16 protein-coding genes are annotated in these 20,208 nt (G+C 73.8%); 11 read left to right on the top strand and 5 right to left on the bottom strand.

The window, feature by feature from the left end:
• Positions 1-177 precede the first annotated feature (177 nt).
• The gene (trxA, locus tag ACIPAE_RS11600) at positions 178-567 is read right to left on the bottom strand and encodes a thioredoxin (protein ID WP_402444567.1); all 390 of its coding nucleotides are present in this window, start codon (positions 565-567) and stop codon (positions 178-180) included.
• Between the two features lie 120 nt (positions 568-687).
• Here trxA and ACIPAE_RS11595 point away from each other — a divergent pair, with 120 nt between their 5' ends.
• Positions 688-945, top strand: coding sequence for a hypothetical protein (locus ACIPAE_RS11595; protein ID WP_328472039.1), 258 nt, complete (start codon positions 688-690; stop codon positions 943-945).
• Positions 946-1,015: 70 nt separating this feature from the next.
• Here ACIPAE_RS11595 and ACIPAE_RS11590 read toward each other — a convergent pair whose 3' ends face one another.
• Positions 1,016-2,437: a citrate/2-methylcitrate synthase gene (locus ACIPAE_RS11590; protein WP_402444564.1), complete on the bottom strand. Its 1,422-nt coding sequence runs from the start codon at positions 2,435-2,437 to the stop codon at positions 1,016-1,018.
• Positions 2,438-2,542: 105 nt separating this feature from the next.
• Here ACIPAE_RS11590 and ACIPAE_RS11585 point away from each other — a divergent pair, with 105 nt between their 5' ends.
• The 4 genes from ACIPAE_RS11585 to ACIPAE_RS11570 all read left to right on the top strand — a co-directional run bounded on the left by ACIPAE_RS11585 (position 2,543) and on the right by ACIPAE_RS11570 (position 6,524).
• Entirely contained in the window at positions 2,543-3,703 is a 1,161-nt protein-coding gene (locus ACIPAE_RS11585; RefSeq protein WP_328472043.1) for a citrate synthase/methylcitrate synthase, read from the top strand.
• Positions 3,704-3,905: 202 nt separating this feature from the next.
• A complete protein-coding gene (locus ACIPAE_RS11580; protein WP_329362618.1) occupies positions 3,906-4,859 on the top strand; it encodes a zinc-binding dehydrogenase in 954 nt (317 codons plus the stop codon).
• A 205-nt stretch (positions 4,860-5,064) separates the two neighbouring features.
• Complete coding sequence (gene htpX, locus ACIPAE_RS11575) at positions 5,065-5,964, top strand: zinc metalloprotease HtpX (RefSeq protein ID WP_329362616.1); 900 nt, start codon at positions 5,065-5,067, stop codon at positions 5,962-5,964.
• The gene (locus ACIPAE_RS11570; RefSeq protein WP_328472049.1) at positions 5,964-6,524 is read left to right on the top strand and encodes a hypothetical protein; all 561 of its coding nucleotides are present in this window, start codon (positions 5,964-5,966) and stop codon (positions 6,522-6,524) included. The genes htpX and ACIPAE_RS11570 overlap by 1 nt, the downstream gene beginning before the upstream one ends.
• A gap of 87 nt (positions 6,525-6,611) precedes the next feature.
• On the opposite strand, the gene ACIPAE_RS11565 is transcribed toward ACIPAE_RS11570, so the two are convergent.
• Positions 6,612-8,162, bottom strand: a complete 1,551-nt coding sequence (locus tag ACIPAE_RS11565) for an APC family permease (RefSeq protein ID WP_402444561.1) — start codon at positions 8,160-8,162, stop codon at positions 6,612-6,614.
• 125 nt (positions 8,163-8,287) lie between these two features.
• Positions 8,288-9,244, bottom strand: a complete 957-nt coding sequence (locus tag ACIPAE_RS11560; RefSeq protein WP_402444559.1) for a hypothetical protein — start codon at positions 9,242-9,244, stop codon at positions 8,288-8,290.
• 282 nt (positions 9,245-9,526) lie between these two features.
• On the opposite strand from ACIPAE_RS11560, the gene ACIPAE_RS11555 reads away from it, so the two are divergent.
• A complete protein-coding gene (locus tag ACIPAE_RS11555) occupies positions 9,527-11,143 on the top strand; it encodes a tetratricopeptide repeat protein (RefSeq protein WP_402444557.1) in 1,617 nt (538 codons plus the stop codon).
• 435 nt (positions 11,144-11,578) lie between these two features.
• Positions 11,579-13,036 (top strand): MFS transporter, encoded by a 1,458-nt coding sequence (locus ACIPAE_RS11550; protein WP_402444555.1) that lies wholly within the window; start codon positions 11,579-11,581, stop codon positions 13,034-13,036.
• 129 nt (positions 13,037-13,165) lie between these two features.
• Here the strand turns inward: ACIPAE_RS11550 and ACIPAE_RS11545 are convergent, their stop codons facing one another.
• Entirely contained in the window at positions 13,166-13,606 is a 441-nt protein-coding gene (locus ACIPAE_RS11545) for a nitroreductase family deazaflavin-dependent oxidoreductase (RefSeq protein WP_329362606.1), read from the bottom strand.
• Between the two features lie 197 nt (positions 13,607-13,803).
• Here ACIPAE_RS11545 and ACIPAE_RS11540 point away from each other — a divergent pair, with 197 nt between their 5' ends.
• From ACIPAE_RS11540 to ACIPAE_RS11525, 4 genes are all read left to right on the top strand, one after another.
• A complete protein-coding gene (locus tag ACIPAE_RS11540) occupies positions 13,804-15,021 on the top strand; it encodes a CaiB/BaiF CoA transferase family protein (protein ID WP_402445035.1) in 1,218 nt (405 codons plus the stop codon).
• A 58-nt stretch (positions 15,022-15,079) separates the two neighbouring features.
• Positions 15,080-16,294, top strand: coding sequence for an acetyl-CoA C-acetyltransferase (locus tag ACIPAE_RS11535; RefSeq protein WP_328472063.1), 1,215 nt, complete (start codon positions 15,080-15,082; stop codon positions 16,292-16,294).
• A gap of 115 nt (positions 16,295-16,409) precedes the next feature.
• Positions 16,410-18,590 carry a 3-hydroxyacyl-CoA dehydrogenase NAD-binding domain-containing protein gene (locus ACIPAE_RS11530; protein ID WP_402444553.1) on the top strand — a complete coding sequence of 727 codons (2,181 nt, stop codon included), beginning with the start codon at positions 16,410-16,412 and terminating at the stop codon, positions 18,588-18,590.
• A 187-nt stretch (positions 18,591-18,777) separates the two neighbouring features.
• Positions 18,778-20,202, top strand: coding sequence for a M1 family metallopeptidase (locus ACIPAE_RS11525; RefSeq protein WP_402444551.1), 1,425 nt, complete (start codon positions 18,778-18,780; stop codon positions 20,200-20,202).
• Positions 20,203-20,208 lie beyond the last annotated feature (6 nt).

Here is a 20,208-nt window from a genome sequence, read left to right as displayed (position 1 = left end):
CCTCTCCCGCGGACGGGGAAGGGGCACCCAGGGTCGATGGGGAGCACGGCTCGGGCAGGGCGGAAGGCGCCGAAGCGCCGTGCCGGTCGGCGTCATTCCGTCCGCATCGGCTCGGCACCCGCTCGGCACCCTGCCGACCGGTCCGGCCACGCCGACGGCTTCCGCCGCGGCCGCGGGCTACGCGGAAGCGCCGCCCGCCGCGTCGCCGGCCTGCGCGTCGGCGACCGCCTTGTGCACCTCGCCCATGTCCAGCGCGCGGGCCTGCGCGATGACGTCCTCGAGCGCCGGCTCGGGCAGCGCGCCGGGCTGGGCGAAGACCGCCACCTTGTCGCGCACGATCATCAGCGTGGGGATCGACTGGATCTGGAAGGCGGCGGCCAGCTCCGGCTGCGCCTCCGTGTCGACCTTCGCGAAGATCAGGTCGCCGTGCTTCTCCGACGCCTGGTCGTACACAGGCGCGAACATCCGGCACGGTCCGCACCAGGCGGCCCAGAAGTCGATGAGGACGAAGTCGTTGTCGGACACGACCTCGTCGAAGTTCTCCTTGGTCAGCTCTACAGTGCTCATGGCAGGAGAACGGGCGGTGCCCGCCGGAAATTCCGGGTCCGCGCGGTGCCGTTGTCACTCGTTCGTGTGCCGCGCCCGCCGCCGCAGTGGCGCACCTGACTTGTCCTCGTTGATCGGCGTATGGCAGCAACGAAGTGGATTCGCCAGGATCTCACGGTCAGTGGCACCGCCGCGGCCCCGCCCACCGGGGCGCCGGCGGCCTGGCGGTCGGGGAACGCTCCCGCCCCCGGTGGCGTAACGGTTCTGCAGGCGCGCGACGCGCCCCTCTTCGCCGCCTTGGTCGCCCAATGGCAGTCCGCCGGCCGCATGGTGCCCGGCCAGACGGACTCGGAGTGGGCCGAACTCGTCGGCCGCGTCCCCCGCCTCACCGGCGTCTGAACCGGTCGACACGGCCGACCCTCACGTCCTCCCGGCCCGGTCAGTCCTGGCCCGGTCAGTCCCGGCCCCGTCAGTCCTGGCCGGCCCGGGGGAGGGGGCGTCCGGGCCGCGGGCCGGTGTAGGCGCCGATCAGGCGCATGCGCAGCGGGGGCTCGGCGTACTCCTCCAAGGCGTGGGCGATCCATCCGGCGGTACGGGCGACCGCGAACACGGTCTCGCCCGCCTGCGCCGGCATCCCGTGGGAGACGGAGAGCACGCCCAACGCCAGGTCCACGTTGGCGTGCAGGTCGCGGTGGCGGGCCGCGGTCGTCGCGACCACGTCGCGGGCCGCGCCGAGCGCGGACGCGGCGGCGGGCACCTCGTCGAGCAGCGCGAACAGGGTACGGGCCCGGGGGTCCTCGCCCCGGTAGAGCCGGTGGCCGAGGCCGGGAACGCGCTGCCCTGCCCGCAGGTAGTCCGCGACGACCGGACCCGCGCCGTCCTGCGCCGCGACCTCGGCGAGCATCCGGTGGGCGAGCGCGCTGGCCTGCCCGTGCAGCGGCCCGTCGAGGGCGCCGAGCCCCGCCGAGACGACGGCGTACGGGTGCGCGCGGGCCGAGGCGGCGACCCGTGCCGCGAGGGTGGATGCGGCCAGGTCGTGGTCGATGAGCAGCGCGAGCGCGGTGTCCAGGACGCGCAGCGCCGCCTCGCCGGCGGGGGCCGCGGTCAGCTTCGGCCACAGCCGCAGGGCCAGCGGGCCGTCGCCTTCGTGGGGGCGGCCGACCGGCGGCAGCGCGTCCACCAGCGTCGCGATCAGGCTGCGCGCGGTGCCCAGGACGGCCGGCCCGGACAGGTCGAAGCGCAACGGGTCCGCGCTCGCCGCCGCCGCGACGGCCACCCGTAGCCGGTCCATCGGACCGCTCCCGGCGGGCAGCGCGCCGGCCACCGTACGGGCCGCGGCGAGCGGCGCCGGGGCGGCGGTGAAGCGTGTGCCGGGCCGCAGCACCCCCGTCCACAGCCACTCCGCGACCTCCTCGTAGCCGTACGTCCCGGCGAGGCCGACCGCGTCGACGCCGCGGAAGAAGTACCGGTCGGAGTCGATCAGGGTGATCCCGGTGCGCAGCCGGCCCCAGCCTTCGGTGATGCCGCCGCCCGCAGCCGCGCCGGGGCCCGATCCCGCCGGGTCCGGCTGCGCCGCGGGTCGCCCGCGCCTGGCCAGCGCCGCGACCTGCTCCGGGTCGAAGGTGCTGCCCCGGCCGCCCTGCGCGCGGCGGCTGTCCAGCAGCCCGCGGCTGACGTACGCGTACAGCGTCTCCGGCTTCACCCCGAGCCGCCGTGCCGCCTCCCGGGTGCCGATCCGCTCCTCCGTGGCCGGATCGCCCAGGAGGCCGCTCACTGCGTCGGTCGGGTCCGGGGCGGCGCCCCCGCCCGTCCTGTCGACGCTCTCCGCGCTGTCCGTGCCCGCGTCCCGCGGTCCCGGCCGTCCTGCCTGCTCCGGCTGCTCCCTCGTCATGGACCCACCGTATCTGTACTCGATCACCCAATGTATTGATTCAATCAACATTGACACGCCTGAATCAATCATGGACAGTCACGTACATACCCAAGGAGGAAGACCATGCCGACCACCGAGCCCAGCGCCCCGATCGACGTACCCCGCGGTCTCAAGGGCGTCGTCGTCACCGAGACATCCATCGGCGACGTGCGAGGGGCCGAAGGCTTCTACCACTACCGCGAGTACTCGGCGGTGGAGCTGGCGCGCACCCGCACCTTCGAGGACGTGTGGCACCTGATGTTCCACGGCGCGCTGCCGGACGCGGCGGAGCTGGCCGCGTTCCGGGCCCGCACGGCGGAGCTGCGGCACCTGCCCGCCGACGTCGCGGACGCGCTGCCCGCGATCGCCCGCTCCACGGCGCTGTCCGGGCCGCTCGCGGGACTGCGCACCGCGCTGTCGCTGGCGGGGGCGTCCGCCGGGTTCCGCCCGGTGTACGACATCGACCCCGAACGCCGCCGGGCCGACGCCCTGGCCGCGTGCGCCGCCGTACCCACGCTGGTGACGGCCTTGCACCGGCTCGGGCAGGGCCTGGCGCCGGTCGAGCCGCGCGACGACCTGCCGTACGCGGCGAACTACCTGTACATGCTGACCGGGCGGGAGCCGGAGGCGGCCCAGGCGCGGGCGGTGGAGAGCTATCTGATCTCCACCGTCGACCACGGCTTCAACGCGTCCACGTTCACCGCGCGGGTGATCGCCTCCACCGGTGCGGACCTGGCCGCCTGCCTGGTCGGCGCCCTGGGCGCGCTGTCGGGGCCGCTGCACGGCGGCGCGCCGAGCAGGGCGCTCGACACCCTGGACGCGATCGGTACCCCGGACCGGATCGACGACTGGCTGCGCGAGCGGGTGCTCGCCGGCGACCGGATCATGGGGTTCGGCCACCCCGTGTACACCACCGAGGACCCGCGTTCGCGGATGCTCAAGGCCATCGCGCGCGAATTCGGCGGCGACCTGGTCGACTTCGCCCTCCAGGTGGAGGAGCGGGCCGAGGCGATACTCGCCGAGCTGAAGCCGGGCCGCGACCTGCACATCAACGTCGAGTTCTACGCCGGTGTGGTCATGGAGCTGTGCGGACTGCCCCGGGAGATGTTCACGCCGACCTTCGCGGCCGCCCGGATGGTCGGCTGGAGCGCCAACGTGCTGGAGCAGGCGGAGGACAGCAAGATCATCCGCCCGCTGGCCCGCTATGTGGGTCCGCCGCCCGCGCGCCCGGTGCCGGCCGCCTGAGCGGCCCGCCCAGCCGACCGCCGGCCGATCGGCCGAGCCGCCCATCCGCCGATCGGCCCGGGGCGCCCGGATCACGGGGCCGGGCGACATCCGGGCGACACCCGGGCGCCCCGGGTGCGGCACATACCGACCAGTCGGTAGTCTCTGGGGTCGAGGTTCCCGTCACCCGGCGGGCACCGCCCCACCCGGAGGAGTGGCGACCGTGCGCGCGATCCAGATCACCGAGTTCGGCGGCCCCGAGGTGCTGCGCCTCACCGAACTGCCCGACCCCGTCCCGCAGCCCGGACAGCTCCTGATCGAGGTCGACTCCGCGGGCGTCAACTACGCCGACACCCACACCGTCGAGAACAGCTACCTGGCGGCCTCCTCGCTGCCGATGGTGCCCGGCGCGGAGGTGGTCGGCCGTACCGCCGACGGCCGGCGGGTCGTCGCCCTCACCGACAACGGCGGCTACGCGGAGAAGGCGCTCGTGGCCGACCGCCTCGCCCACGACGTGCCCGACGGCGTCGGCGACGGGCAGGCCCTCGCCCTGGTCATCCAGGGCGTGACCGCCTGGCACCTGCTGCGCACCTGCGCGCGGCTCGCCCCCGGCGAGAGCGTCGTGGTGCACGCGGCGGCCGGCGGCACCGGTTCACTGGCGGTGCAGCTCGCCAAGGAGTTCGGCGCCGGCCGGGTGATCGCCACCGCGTCCACCGAGGAGAAGCGGGCGCTCGCCCTGGAACTGGGCGCCGACACGGCCGTCGACGCCGACCCGCGGGACCTCAAGGAGCGCCTGGTCGAGGCGAACGGCGGCCACAAGGTCGACGCCGTCCTGGAGATGACCGGCGGCCCGGTCTTCGACGCCTCGCTGGCGGCGCTCGCCCCCTTCGGCCGCCTGGTGACCTACGGCATGGCCTCGCGCGTCCCGCCGACCCCGATCGAGCCCGCCCGGCTGATGGGCCGCTCGCGGGCCGTCATCGGCTTCTGGCTCGCGCACTGCCTCGGCCGCCCCGGCATGTACCACGAGCCGCTCGACGAGCTGCTCGCCATGACCGCCGAGGGCCGGCTGCGCCCCCTGATCGGCGCGGTCCACCCGCTGGCCGACGCCGCCCGCGCCCACGAGGACCTGCGGGCCCGCCGCACCACCGGCAAGCTCGTCCTCGACGTGCGCGCCTGACCCCTGGGGCGTCGGTCGTAGCCCGTCCGGAGCACCGCTGTGGGCAAGACCACCCGAATGCCGTGGTGGAAGTGGAACCGGGCGGGACGTCCGAGACGTTGCATCGTTGGGTAGGTAGCCGACAGGCGCACCTGTTCACCAACCTCGGGAGTACGACGGGCCGCGGCCTAGCGACCCGCGCGCCCCGTACGACTCGGGAGGGGCCATGCCACGTAACCGCTTCGCCCCCGACCGGGGACTGACGACCCGCATGGTCGTCACGATGTTCCTGATCGGACTGCTCTACGTCGTCTTCGTCGGCGTGCTGCTCGCTCTGCTGCGCGGCGCCTGGCCGATGATCCTCCTCATCGCGGGCGGACTGTTCATCGCGCAGTTCTGGTTCAGCGACAAGATCGCCGCCTTCAGCATGGGCGCCCGTGAGGTCACCCCCGAGCAGGCCCCCGAGCTGCACGGCGTCGTCGACCGCATCTGCGCCCTGGGCGACATGCCCAAGCCCAAGGTCGCGATCGCCGACTCCGACGTGCCGAACGCGTTCGCCACCGGGCGGAACAAGAAGAACACGATGGTGTGCGCCACCACCGGCCTGCTGCGCCGCCTGGAGCCCGACGAGCTGGAAGGCGTCATCGCGCACGAGATGTCGCACGTCGCCCACAAGGACGTCGCCGTCATGACGATCGCGTCGTTCCTCGGGGTGCTGGCCGGCATGATGACCCGCGTCGCCCTCTTCGGCGGTTTCCGGCGCAGCCGCGATCCCAACAGCAGCGCGCTCATCATCCTCATCCCGCTGGTCAGCGCCGTCGTCTACGCGATCAGCTTCCTGCTCACCCGGATGCTGTCGCGCTACCGCGAGATGTCCGCCGACCGCAGCGCCGCGCTGCTCACCGGCCGCCCCTCCTCGCTGGCCTCCGCGCTCACCAAGGTCAGCGGCCAGATCGCCGCCATCCCCACCGAGGACCTGCGCAGGTCCCAGCCGTTCAACGCGTTCTTCTTCGCCCCCGCGCTGAGCGCCGGCTCCACGGCCTCCAAGCTGCTCTCCACCCACCCGACGCTGGAGCGGCGGCTGGAGCAGCTCAGCCAGATCACCCGCGAACTGGACCGCCGCTGATGGGCCTGCTCGATGTGCTGCTCGGCCGCAGCAAGCCGGTCCGCCCCGACCTCGACCAGCTCTTCGGCCTCACCTCCGCCGCGATCACCCTCCAGGCGGCGAGCGACCTGCGCCCCACCGGCATGGGCGCGGTGTGCTTCGCCGCGGTCGAGGGCGGCGCGTTCGCCGAGATCCAGCAGGACCTGCGCGCCCTGCTGCCGACGGTCGAGACCAGCCAGGACGGCTACGGCTACACCTGGCTGCTGTCCCGGCACGGTCCGGAGGAGACCACCGACCTCGTCACCGACCTGCACGCCATCAACTCGGCGCTCGAACAGCAGGGCTTCGGACCCCAGCTGCTGTGCTCGCTGGTCAGCTTCAAGGACCCGGCCGGCCGCACCCTCGCGCTGGTGTACCTCTACAAGCGCGGCAGCTTCTACCCGTTCTGCCCGCTTCCCGGCGAGAAGCGCGACAGCGCCCTGGAACTCCAGGTCAAGGCGCTCGTGGCGAACGACCTGCGGCTGGAGGAGGACCTGTCGCGCTGGTTCCCGGTATGGGGCGCGCCGGGGCTCGCGGACTGAGCCCCGGCGCGTGCCGCCGGGCGGAACCGGGTCCGGGCCGAGGCCGTGGCGGGCCAGGACCCGGGGAGGACCAGCGCCGGGGAAGGGTCAGCCGGTGCCTTCCGCCGAACCCGCGGCCGCGGCCGCCTTCTCCAGCTGGAACGCCTCGTTGCCCTTGCCGATCCTGGCGTGCACCTCCGGCCGCCGGGCCCGCAGCACCGCGCCGTAGACCAGGCCGATCACCGCGGCCAGCGCGATGATGCCCGGCAGAATCCAGCGCAGCCCGTGGCCCGGGTTGGCGCCGAGCAGCACCGCGAAGTCCTTCACCGAGTAGACGAAGATGACCAGCAGCCCGATCGCGGCGAGGCCCGAGGTCACCAGCCGCCAGCCCTGCACCGCGGCCGCGCCGCGCTTCACGAAGAAGACGATCACGGCGACGGCCGCCGTCGCCATCAGCAGTACCACGCCCAGCGCGCCGACGTTGCCCGCCCAGGTGAACAGCCGCAGCACCGGCGCCGTCGGGTCCGGGCCCTGCGGCCCGAACTTGCCGTGGTCGGTCACCGCGAAGAGCACCACGACGACCAGCGCCACCACCGACTGGAGGAACGACCCGACCGCGGGGGCGCCGCTGGACTTCGAGGTCCGGCCGACCGCCGGGGGCAGCAGGCCGTCGCGGCCCATCGCGAACGCGTAGCGGGCCACCACGTTGTGGAAGCTCAGCATCGACGCGAAGATGCCGGTGATGAAGAAGACGTTCAGCGTGTCGGTGAACGCCCCGCCGAGCCGGCCCTGGTTGAGCGCGAAGATCAGGTTCGCCGACTGCTCCTGCGACTGCCCGACCACGTGCGAGGGGCCGGTCGCCACGGTGATCGCCCAGGAGCTGAACGCGAAGAAGAGAGTGGCGAAGCCGATCGCCAGGAACATCACCTTCGACACCACGCGCTGCGGCTCGCTGGTCTCCTCGGCGTAGACCGGCGCCTGCTCGAAGCCGACGAAGCCGGCGATCACGAAGCACAGCGCGGTGCCGAGCCCGGCCCCGCTCAGCGTGCTGGGGTTGAACGCGTGCATCGACACGCCCTGCGGCCCCGGGTCGCCCAGGAAGCTGAAGTCGAAGACCAGCGTCAGCAGGGTCTCCACGATCAGCAGCACGCCCAGCGTCCTGGCGTTCAGGTCGATCTTCAGCGCGCCGAAGACCGCGGTGATCACCACGCCGCACAACGCCGGTATCCACCAGGACACGTTGTGGTGCCAGTGCTGGAAGATCTGCCCGGATATCTCGAAGCCGAAGATCCCGTAGGTGCCGACCTGCATGATGCTGTACGCGAACAGCGCCACGTAGGAGGCACCCGCGCCCATGGTGCTGCCCAGGCCGCGCGAGATGTACGCGTACAGGGCGCCCGCGTTGTGCACGTGGCGGCTCATCTCCGCGTAGCCGAAGCTGAACAGGGCCAGCACGACACCGACGATCACGAACAGCAGCGGCACCCCGATGATGCCCATGGTGCCGAAGGTGGTCGGAATGACACCCGCCACCACCATCAGCGGCGCGGTCGCGGCGAGCACCGACAGCAGCAGTGCGGGTGCGCCGATCCGGTCCGCGCGCAACGCGCGTTGCTCGCCCTTGAACGTGCTGATCTCGTTGGTACTACCCGTCAGCATGGCCGCGGTTCCTTCCGGTGCAAGGTGGGAGGTACGGGAGGTACGGGTGGAGCAGGGTCTGTCGGGTGGAAGCAGGGTCTGTCGGGGGGAGTTCGGGGGGGAGTTGGTGGGGAGTTCGGGGGGAGTCACGACGAACCGAAACCGAGCGCGTAGTTGCGCGCGGCGCGGAACGCCTTCTTCGGGTCGCGGTCCGGGTACGACCAGGGCACGCGGGTCGCGTCGGCGCCGATCCGGTTGAACAGCGCGGCCGCGGCCACCGTGTCGCCGGAGTGGAACTTGCCGTACGCCAGGTGGTTGAGGTCGACCGGCAGCCGCGGGTACGGCACGCGGTCCCAGTCCAGCCACCAGTCGAAGCCCGCCCGCACGCTGTTGCGGGCCCGCGCGCTGGTCCAGTACGGCAGCCGGGCCGGGTCGGACGGCAGCGCGCCGGACGCCGCCAGCGCGCGGTACCGCTCCACGAGCGCGACCAGCGGCAGCGCGGACAGCGGCGAGGTGCGCCCGGCCTCGCCGGCCGCCCACTCCGCGAACTCGTACACCTCGTGGAACGGGTCGTCCCCGTCGGTCTTCTGGCGCTCGGCGAGGCACTGCGTCATCAGGTGGTGCGCGTGGTGGTGGCCGCGGTGCCGGCCGCGCACCTGGTCGAAGGCGCGCACCTGCTCGTCGTCGCTGCCGGTGCGCCGGGCCAGGACCAGCAGGAACAGCCAGGGCGTCGGGTCGGTCGGCGCCATCCGTGCCACGCGCAGGCACAACTCCCGTGCGTCCTCGGGCTTCTGCTTGCCTCTGATGGCCCGGAAGACGGCCGCGGCGGCGGCCAGTGCCGCGGCGTCCGCGCTCTCCGGCTCGGCGAGCCGCCACTCCTCGGCCCACGCGGCGGAGGACCTGCCCTCGCCGAGGACCACCAGGCGGTGCCCGCGGGAGTCCCAGTCGTCACCGGTGGAAGCCAGCAGCGCGCGGACGTCCGTCCAGCGGCCCTGGGTGAGAGCGGCGCGGGCGGCGACCAGCTCCTCGTCGCCGAAAGCGGGATCGAAGGTGACGTCGTCCTTGCCTCGCCTGAAGCGGAAGGGTGGGGGCGGTGGGGTCATCCGCGGGCAGCCCTCCACGGCGCACGTGACGTCCAGTGATCGCGAACAGCCAATCGGTATGCGCCGGTTCAGGACAAGACCGGACCTGTTGTCTCGGTGTAGTCCCGTATTGTTGCCGGGGTTTGGGAACCGGATTCGGACCCGGGACGTCCGGGTAGGCCGGTCGCCGACAGGTGTGGGACACGGCATAGTTGACATTCGAAAACCTGATCGTCGCGCGCGGGCGCCGCGCGATGATGACGGGTGAGTCCAGTGGGGACCAGGTGAATGGACGAAAGTAACGTGGCAAGAGAGGGTACGCCCGCCGCGTCCACGCATCCACTGGCCTATGTGCGACGCCGGCACGGCTGGAGCTACCAGGACCTGGCGCGGGTGATCGCGGACCACGCGCGGGTGCTCGGCGTACCGATGGCCGCGCGGCGCGAGAAGGTGTGGCGGTGGGAGCACTGGGGTGTGGTGCCCGAGGCCGACAGCCAGCGCGCCCTCGCCCGCGCGCTGGGCATCGCCCCGCGCGAGCTCGAACTGCACCCGTGGCCGCGCTGGTTGCCCGCGCACACCGGGATGCCGGACGGCCTGCCCTGGGACGTGGACGGCAGTTGCGCCGCCCTCGACGCGCTCCTGGACGACGCGGCGGACGACTCCCGCGGCTTCCCGATCGCGGAGGGCATCGGGCTGCGGAACGCGATCGCCGACTGGGACACGGCCGTCGCCGCGCCCTGCGTACCCCCCTCATCACCGTCAGATCCCGTCCCGGACAGAGCACTTCCCACTGCCGGCGGGCCGGGCGCGCCCGTGCGGAGCGCGGGGCCGCGCGGCTCCGCCCTTCGCGGGGGACGAACCGGCCCTGACACGCGGGCGGTTCCCGGTGCGTGGCCCGGTCCCGACGTACGGGCCGTTCCCGGTGCGCGGACCGGTCCTCGCTCCGCCGCCCCCGCGAGCCGGGTGGCCGTATGGCCGGTCGGGCCGGGACGCGGCGCTCAGCCGGCGCCCCCGGCCCCGGCGCCCGGATCTGCCCGGCGCGCGCGGGTGCCCGAGCAGGTGGGAGCCCCCGGGACCGTCGACAGCGGGGTGCTGGACTGGCTGGAAGCCGGTGCGCTCGGGCTGCGGCGGCTGGACGACCGGCTCGGCGGCTCGGCCGTACGGCATCGAGTCGAGGCCGATCTGCGGCTGGTCCGCGGGCTGTTGGAGCGGCAGCCGCAGAGCCCCGCCATCGAGCGGCGCCTGCTGCGGGTCGCCGCCGACCTCGCCCAGCTCGGCGGCTGGGCGGCCACCGACGGGGGCCGGTACGGCGCCGCCCAGCGCCACTACCTGACCGGGCTGCGGCTCGCCCACGCCGCAGGGGACCGCCCGCTCGCGGTCGCCCTGTGGGGCGGCCTCGCGCTCCAGGCCGTCATCACCGGGCATCCGCAGGACGCGGTCGCCGCGTCCGAGGCGGCGGTCCGCGCCGCGGGCGGCACCCCTTCGGCGGTCCGCGCGCTGGCCGCGATCCGGCTGGCCCGCGCGCACGCCGCGCTCGGCGCCGAGGGCGCCTTCCGGCGGGCCGCCGCCGAGGCCGAACGCCGCCTGGACGCCGCCGAGAGCGAGTCCGCCCCGCCCTGGCTGTACGGGTTCGACACCGCCGAACTCGCCGCCCAGCAGGGCCTGGCGCTGCTCGACCTCGGCCTGCCCTACGAGGCCCGCCCGCTGCTGGAACAGGCCCTGGCGATGCAGGACCCCTGCTTCGTCCGCGACCGCGCGCTGTACTCCGCGCGCACCGCCCAGGCCCGCGCCCTGACCGGTGACCACGACGCCGCGCGCTCCCTCGCCCGCGACGCGGCCCGGCTCGCCCGCCACTGCACGACCCCGAGGCTCACGCAGGCGCTCGACGCGCTCACGCCCTTGCTCACCAGCCCGCGCTGACGGTGCGTCCGCCCGCGCTGACGGTTCGGCCGGCTCGCTGACGGCGCGGCCGGCCGCGTCATGGCCGGGCAGTCGAGGTGCGGGCACCCCATCGGGCGCGGCGCGGCCCCGTCGTGCCGGTGTACGGCCCGTTCCCGACATCGTCCGGCCGTGTCGTGCCGGTGTACGGCCCGCTCGCGACGTCGTCCGGCCGCGTTGTGTCGGTGCGTCGCCCCGGTCGTGCCGCGCGGGCCATGACGGCGTGTCCGATACCGGCCGCCGCAAGTACCTAACCGTGACTGATTCGGCCGGCCGGCTCGCTCCGTACCGTCTTGACCTGCAAGGACAACGCGCAAGCGACTCGGCTCCCAGGAGCCGGGGACGCGTCCCGCGATCCGGCCGGTCCGTGGTCCCCCACGGTCCGGCGGTCCCGCAGACAAGAACAGGAGCACCGTCATGGCCTCGGCCTCCTCCACCCTCAGCCCCTCCGTGCCCCACCGCCCCGCCGCGGACTCGGGCCGGTCCGGGCTGGGCCTCATGGTCCTGCTGGCCGCGACCTTCATGGCGGCCCTGGACATCTTCATCGTCAACGTGGCGATCCCCGCCATGCAGAGCGACCTGCACGCCGGAGCCGCCTCGATCCAGTGGGTGGTCGCGGGCTTCGGTCTGGCCGTCGCGACCGGCCTGATCACGGCCGGCCGGCTGGGCGACATCTTCGGCCGCCGCCGGGTGTTCGCGGTCGGGCTGGCCTTGTTCACCGTCACCTCGGCGGCGTGCGGTGTGGCGCCGACCGCCGACACCCTGATCACCGCCCGCGTCCTGCAAGGGCTGTCGGCGGCGCTGATGGGTCCCCAGGTGCTCGCGATCCTCCAGTCCGCCTACACCGGCAAGGCGCAGGCCCGCGCGTTCGGCATGTACGGCATGACGATGGGCGTCGGCGCCGTCTTCGGGCAGCTCATCGGCGGTCTGCTGATCAAGGCGGACGTGCTCGGCCTGGGCTGGCGCGCCTGCTTCCTGATCAACGTGCCGGTCGGGCTGGCCGCCCTGGTGCTCGCGCCCAGGGCGCTGGCCGAGTCGCGCGCTCCGCGCCGGCCGCGGCTGGACAACACCGGTGTGGCGCTGTCGACCGCGGCCGTGGTCGCCCTGGTCCTGCCGCTGATCCAGGGCCGCGCGCAGGGCTGGCCGCTGTGGACCTGGCTCAGCCTGGCCGGCTCGGCGATACTCGGCGCCGCGTTCGTCGCGCACCAGAGCCGGCTGGGCCGGGCGGGCGGCGACCCGGTACTGAACACCGCGCTGTTCCGGGAGCGGGGGTTCGCGTGGGGCGCCCTGGCGCAGTTGGTCTTCTGGACCGGGCAGGGCTCGTTCTTCCTCGTCCTCGCCCTCTACCTCCAGGCCGGCCGCGGCCTCGGCGCGCTGGAGTCCGGCACCGTGTTCCTGTCCATCGGCGGCGGTTATCTGATCACCTCCACCACCGCGCACCGCATCGCGGCCCACATGGGCGCCGCCACGGTTCCGGTCGGCGCGCTGCTGATGGCCGTCGGGCTGGGCGGGCTGTGGGACGCGGTGCACGCCTCGGGCACCACCGGCAGCCTGTGGGAGCTGGTGCCGGGTCTGGCCGTGGACGGTATCGGGATGGGCATGGTGATCGCGCCGCTCACCCACACGGCGCTGGGCACGGTCCGGGAGGACCTGGTCGGGTCGGCGTCCGGAGTGGTGGCGACCATCCAGCAGATCGGCGGCGCCCTCGGCATCGCGCTGATCGGCATCATCTTCTACGGCGCGACCGGCGACGGGGCTCCGGCCCGCTACCCGCACGCCTTCGGGCTCGGCCTGATGTTCCTGCTGGCGCTCGAAGTGGTGCTCGCGGCACTGACCGCGTCGCTCGCCGCCCGCGGCAGGAAGCACGGGAAGTAGTCGCCGGGGCGCGCGGGGCCGGGCCGTCCGTACGGGGTCGGGGAGCAAAGGAGTAAGGGGCATCCTCCAGGGAGGGTGCCCCTTACTCGTCCTACTCGGCGCGTTACTTGTCGCGCGGAGGCGGCCCGGTCAGACCCGGCGCAGGCGGACCACCGGGATGTCCCGCTCGGTCTTCTCCTGGTACTCCTGGTACGGCGGGTAGACCTCCACCAGATGCGGCCACACCCGCGCCTTCTCCTGCGGCGAGAGCACCTCGGCCCGCGCGGCGAAGCGCTCGGTGCCCACCCGCAAGTGCACCTCGGGGTTGTCCCGCACGCTCAGGAACCACACCGGGTGCTCGTCGGAACCGCCCTTCGACGCGACGATCAGATAGTCCTCCCCATCGCGCCCGTAGATCAGCACCGTCCGGTGCCAGACGCCGCTGCGGCGCCCGAGGTAGTCGATGAGCAGGCAGGGCGAGCCGTTCATGTCGGTGCCCTCCGTGCCGTTGGAGGACTCGTACCGCTCGGCCTGTTCGGCCACCCACGTCGACGGGCTGATCTTCACGTTGTTCGGGTCGTACGCGCTCATCGGCAACGCTCCATCGCAAAGGGTCGTGGAAGTGACGTTCAAGCGTAGGTACATCTGCCCACCGGGTCGCCACGCGACCCGCTGAGCGAGCGCTCAGTCAGCCCTTGCCAAAACTGGAACACGTTCCTACCATCGCGGAAGTGACACGAGAACCGTCGAACCCGGCCGCCGGCTCCCCACCCGGCCCGCTGGCGGGAGTGCGCGTCGTCGAACTCGCCGGCATCGGGCCCGGTCCGTTCGCCGCCATGCTCCTCGCCGACCTGGGCGCCGACGTCGTGCGCGTCGACCGCCCCGGCGGCCAGGGCCTGGGCGTCGACCCCGCCCACGACGTCACCAACCGCAACAAGCGCTCCGTCCTGGTGGACCTCAAGGCCGCCACCGGCCCGCCCGCCGTCCTCGACCTCGTCGCCCGGGCCGACATCCTCATCGAGGGCTACCGCCCCGGCGTCGCCGAGCGCCTGGGCGTCGGCCCGGAGCCCTGCCTGGCCCGCAACCCCCGTCTGGTCTACGGCCGGATGACCGGCTGGGGCCAGGACGGCCCGCTCGCGCGCACCGCGGGCCACGACATCGCCTACATCGCGGTGACCGGCGCCCTCGACCTGGCAGGCGCCCCCGACCGACCACCCGCCCCCACCGCCAACCTCCTCGGCGACTACGCGGGCGGCTCCCTCTACCTCGTCACCGGGGTGCTCGCCGCCCTCCACCACGCCCGCGCCCACGGCCGCGGCCAGGTCGTGGACGCGGCCATCGTGGACGGCACCGCGCACCTGACCGCGATGCTCCACGGCATGCGCTCCGCCGGCGCCTGGCAGGACCGGCGCGGCTCCAACCTGCTGGACGGCAGCGCCCCCTTCTACGGCGTCTACGCCACGGCGGACGGCGGCCACATGGCGGTCGGCGCCCTGGAGCAGCGCTTCTACGACGAGTTCACCGCGCTGCTCGGCCTGCCCGCCGAGGCCGCGGCCCTGCGCACCGACCCCGCCCGCTGGCCGGAACTGCGCGAGGCCGTCGCCGCCCGATTCCGTACCCGCACCCGCGAGCAGTGGGCCGGCGTCTTCGACGGCACCGACGCCTGCGTCGCGCCCGTACTGCCGCTCGGCGAGGCCCACCACCACCCGCACATCGCGGCCCGGGGCACCCTGGCGGCGTACGAGGGCGTGGTGCAACCCGCTCCCGCGCCGCGCTTCTCCGCCACCCCGGCCGCGCTGCGCCGCCCGCCCGCGCTTCCGGGCGCGCACACCGCGGAGGTGGCCCGGGACTGGGAAACCCCCGCCCTGATAGCCGCGGACCCCGCGCCCGCCGCAGGCTCCGTAGCTGCCGCCGGCTCCGTACCCGCCGTCAACACCGCGTCCGCTTCCGCCAACACCGCGTCCGCTTCCGACGACTCCGGACCAGCCGGCGGTCCCTCCGGCTGACCGGGTCCGACGCACCCAGCGCCACCCCACCCGCGAACCCTCACCGAAAGGCACGACGTTGAGCACCGACGCCTACGTCTACGACGCCGTACGCACCCCGCGCGGGCGCGGAAAGGCCAACGGCTCCCTGCACGGCACCAAGCCGATCGACCTCGTCGTCGGCCTCATCCACGAACTGCGCCGCCGCTTCCCGAACCTGGACCCCGCGGCCATCGACGACATCGTGCTCGGCGTGGTCAGCCCGATCGGCGACCAGGGTTCGGACATCGCCCGGATCGCCGCCATTGCCGCGGGCCTGCCCGACACCGTCGCCGGCGTGCAGGAGAACCGCTTCTGCGCCTCCGGCCTCGAAGCGGTCAACCTCGCGGCGGCCAAGGTCCGTTCGGGCTGGGAGGACCTGGTGCTGGCCGGCGGCGTGGAGTCGATGTCCCGCGTCGCCATGGGCTCCGACGGCGGCGCCTGGGCCATGGACCCGATGACGTCGTTCGAGACCGGGTTCGTGCCCCAGGGCATCGGTGCCGACCTGATCGCCACCATCGGCGGCTGGAGCAGGCACGACGTCGACACGTACGCGTCCTTGTCGCAGGAGCGCGCCGCCGAGGCGTGGAAGGAGGGCCGCTTCGACCGCTCCGTCGTCCCGGTCGTGGACCGCGCGGGCCTGACCGTCCTGGACCGCGACGAGCACATGCGGCCGGGCACCACCCCCGAGTCGCTGGCCGCCCTCAAGCCGTCCTTCGCCACCATCGGCGACGCCGGCGGCTTCGACGCGGTCGCGCTCCAGAAGTACCACTGGGTGGAGCGGATCGACCACGTCCACCACGCCGGCAACTCCTCCGGCATCGTGGACGGCGCGGCGCTGGTCGCCATCGGGAACCGCGAGGTCGGCGAGCGCTACGGCCTCACCCCGCGCGCCCGCATCCTGTCCGCGGCCGTCTCCGGTTCCGAGCCGACCATCATGCTCACCGGCCCCGCGCCCGCCTCCCGCAAGGCGCTGGCCAAGGCCGGGCTGAGCGTCGGCGACATCGACCTGATCGAGATGAACGAGGCGTTCGCGGCGGTCGTGCTGCGCTTCGCCGCCGACCTCGGCGTCAGCATCGACAAGGTCAACGTCAACGGCGGCGCCATCGCGCTCGGCCACCCGCTCGGCGCGACCGGCGCGATGATCCTGGGCACCCTCATCGACGAACTGGAGCGCCGCGACCAGCGCTACGGCCTCGCCACCTTGTGCGTGGGCGGCGGCATGGGCGTCGCCACCGTCGTCGAACGCCTCTGACCCGGCCGCGCTCCCGCACCCCGCGGCCGCCCGCGCCCCGCACCACCGCGCACGGCCGTTCCACCCCTCGCCCGCACCTCGCCGGACCAACCGGACCAACGGAGCTTCGAAGACCATGAGCGAGTCCACCACCATCCGCTGGGAGCAGGACGCCGAGGGCGTCGTCACCCTCGTCCTCGACGACCCGGCGCAGTCCGCGAACACCATGAACGCGGCCTTCGCCGACTCCCTCGACGCCACCCTCGACCGCCTGGAGGCCGAACTCGACGGCATCCGCGGCGTGATCGTCACCTCCGCCAAGAAGACCTTCTTCGCCGGCGGCGACCTGCGCGACCTCATCCGCGCCACCCCCGAGACCGCCGAGAACGTCTTCGCCGGGTCCCTGCGCATCAAGCGCCGCCTGCGCCGCCTGGAGACCCTCGGCAAGCCCGTCGTCGCCGCGATCAACGGCGCGGCGCTCGGCGGCGGTTACGAGATCGCGCTCGCCTGTCACCACCGGGTCGCCCTGGACGCGCCCGGCAGCAAGATCGGCTGCCCGGAGGTCACCCTCGGGCTGCTGCCCGGCGGCGGGGGCGTGGTGCGCACCGTCCGGCTGCTCGGCATCGCCGACGCCCTGCTCAAGGTGCTGCTCCAGGGCCGCCAGTACACCCCGGAGCGCGCCCTGGCGGCCGGTCTGATCCACGAGGTGGCCACCGACCGCGACGACCTGCTCGCCCGCGCCCGCGCCTTCATCCTCGCCAACCCCGAGGCCCGGCAGCCCTGGGACGTGCCCGGCTACAAGATCCCCGGCGGCACCCCCAAGAGCCCCGCGTTCGCCGCGAACCTGCCCGCGTTCCCGGCGAACCTGAGCAAGCAGCTCGCCGGCGCCCCGTTCCCGGCGCCGCGCGCCATCCTGGCGGCCGCCGTCGAGAGCTCCCAGGTCGACATCGACACCGCCTTCACCATCGAGGCGCGCTACTTCACCGAACTCGCCTGCGGCCCCGTCTCGAAGAACATGATCCAGGCGTTCTTCTTCGACATGCAGGCCGTCAACTCCGGTGCCAGCCGCCCCAAGGACGTGCCTGCCCGCCAGGTCGCCAAGGTCGCGGTGCTGGGCGCCGGCATGATGGGCGCCGGCATCGCCTACTCCTGCGCGCGCGCCGGCATCGACGTCGTCCTCAAGGACGTCACCCAGGAGGCCGCCGAGCGCGGCAAGGCGTACTCCGCCGGGCTGCTGGACAAAGCGCTCGCCAAGGGCCGCACCACGCCGGAGAAGCGGGCGGCGCTGCTCGCCCGGATCACCCCGACCGCCGACCCGGCCGACCTCGCGGGCTGCGACGCCGTCATCGAGGCGGTCTTCGAGGACGCCGCCTTGAAGCACAAGGTGTTCCAGGAGATCCAGGACGTGGTCGCCCCGGACGCGCTGCTGTGCTCCAACACCTCCACCCTGCCGATCACCGCGCTCGCCGAAGGAGTCCGGCGGCAGTCCGACTTCGTCGGGCTGCACTTCTTCTCCCCGGTCGACAAGATGCCGCTGGTCGAGATCATCCGCGGCCGGGACACCGGCGACGAGGCGCTGGCCCGCGCGTTCGACCTGGTCCGGCAGATCCGCAAGACGCCGATCGTCGTCAACGACTCGCGCGGCTTCTTCACCTCCCGGGTGATCGGCCACTTCCTCAACGAGGGCGTCGCCATGGTCGGCGAGGGCATCCCGGCCGCCTCCGTGGAGCAGGCCGCCGCGCAGGCCGGCTACCCCGCGAAGGTGCTCTCCCTGGTGGACGAGCTGACGCTGACGCTGCCGCGCAAGATCCGGGCCGAGGCCCGCGCGGCGGTCGAGGCGGCCGGCGGCACCTGGCGCGTGCACCCGGCGGAGCAGGTGATCGACCGCATGGTCGACGAGTTCGACCGCACCGGGCGCGCCGGCGGCGCGGGCTTCTACGACTACGAGGACGGCCGCAGGACACGGCTGTGGCCGGGCCTCGCCGAGCACTTCGGGGCGGCGGAGCCCGCGACGGCGGCCGGGTCGTCGCTGCGCGACATGCAGGAGCGCATGCTCTTCGCGGAGTCCCTGGACACCGTACGGCTGCTCGAGGAGGGCGTCCTGACCTCCGTCGCCGACGCCAACATCGGCTCGGTGCTGGGCATCGGCTTCCCGGCCTGGACCGGGGGAGTGCTCCAGTACATCAACGGGTACGACGGCGGCGTCGCCGGGTTCACCGCCCGCGCCCGGGAGTTGGCCGCCGCGTACGGGGAGCAGTTCGAGCCGCCCGCGCTGCTGGTGGCCAAGGCCGAGCTCGGCGAGCGGTTCGCGGACTGACGCGTCCGCGAACGCCCGGTGTCCCGGGGCACCGGGCGGCACCCATGGCACCGGGAGGGTCGCGGTAAGCCCCGCTCTCCTGGTGCACGGGCCTTACGGCCTGCCTGGACCCAGGTCGTCAGGCCGGCGGCGCGCCACCGGCCGCCTGGGCACGGCTACCGGCCGGACACCTCGTACGCTGGCCGGCGTGCGCCTACGCCCGCCGCCGCGCGCGGTCCCGCTGCCGCTGCTCGCGGGCTGCCTGCTCGCCTGCTGCCTGTCCTGCACCGGCGGCGACCGGGCGGGCGGCCCCGACGCCGGCGCGCCGGGGGTCGGCGACCGGCTCTTCCCCGACGCGGGCAACGGCGGCTACCACGTCGGCCACTACACGCTCGACCTCGACTACGACCCCGCCTCCGGCCGGCTGCGCGGCACCGCCACCCTCACCGCCACCGCCGACCAGGACCTGTCCCGCTTCGACCTCGACCTGGCAGGGCTCGACGTCCGGCGCGTCACCGTCGACGGCACGAAGGCCCGCACCTCCCGCGCCGGCACCGAACTCCGGATCAGCCCCGCCCACCCCCCGCGGCGCGGCGCGCACTTCACCACGACCGTCGAGTACCAGGGCGTGCCCCGGCTGCTGACCGACCCGGACGGCTCCCACGAGGGCTGGTTCCGCACCGACGACGGCGCCCTCGCGCTGGGCGAACCCGTCGGCTCCATGGCCTGGTTCCCCGGCGACGACCACCCCTCCGACAAGGCCGCCTACGACATCACCGTCACGGTCCCGCACAACCTCACCGCGGTCTCCAACGGCGAACTCCTCACCACCCGACCCGCCTCCGGCGGCCGCACCGCCTACCACTGGCGCAGCGCCGCGCCAATGGCCACCTACCTCGCGACCGTCGCCATCGGGCACTTCGACGTCACCCGTTCGACGACACCGGACGGGCTGCCGCTGTACGTCGCGGTCGACCCGCGCTCCGACGACGCCGAGACCGCCGCGACGCTGGCCCGCATCCCCGAGATACTGCGCTGGGAGGAGGGCCTGTTCGGGCCCTACCCCTTCGCGTCGGCGGGCGCGATCGTCGACCACCTGCCGCGCGGGCGGGTCGGCTACGCGCTGGAGGCGCAGAACCGCCCGGTCTTCCCCGGCGACGGCCCGCCGCCCGCGGTCGACCCCGTCACGCTCGTGCACGAGCTGTCGCACCAGTGGTTCGGCGACTCCGTCACCCCCGCCGCCTGGCAGGACATGTGGCTCAACGAGGGCTTCGCCACCCTCACCGAGTGGCTGTGGCAGGAGCACGAGGGCGGCCCGTCCCTCGACGCGAGCGCCGCGGACGCCTTCGCCGACAGCGCCAACTGGGCCTTCCCGCCCGCCTCCCCGCCCGACGCGGCCGCGGTCTCCGCCGCCCCTGTCTACGGCCGCGGCGCCCTGGTGCTGTACGAACTGCGCCGCACGCTCGGGGCGTCCGCCTTCGACCGGCTGCTCAAGGCGTGGCCGGCCGCGCACCGCCACGGCAACGCGTCCACCGCCGACTTCACCGCGTTCTGCGCACGTTTCACCTCCCGGGACCTGCGACCGCTCTTCGCCACCTGGCTGTACGGCGCGGAGCGGCCAGCGCACCTGTGAGGCGCG

The organism is Streptomyces sp. NPDC087270, from assembly GCF_044744625.1.
Lineage (GTDB): Bacteria > Actinomycetota > Actinomycetes > Streptomycetales > Streptomycetaceae > Actinacidiphila.
The sequence above is the reverse complement of the archived record's forward strand: the minus strand, read 5'-3'. Positions and strand labels throughout refer to the sequence as shown.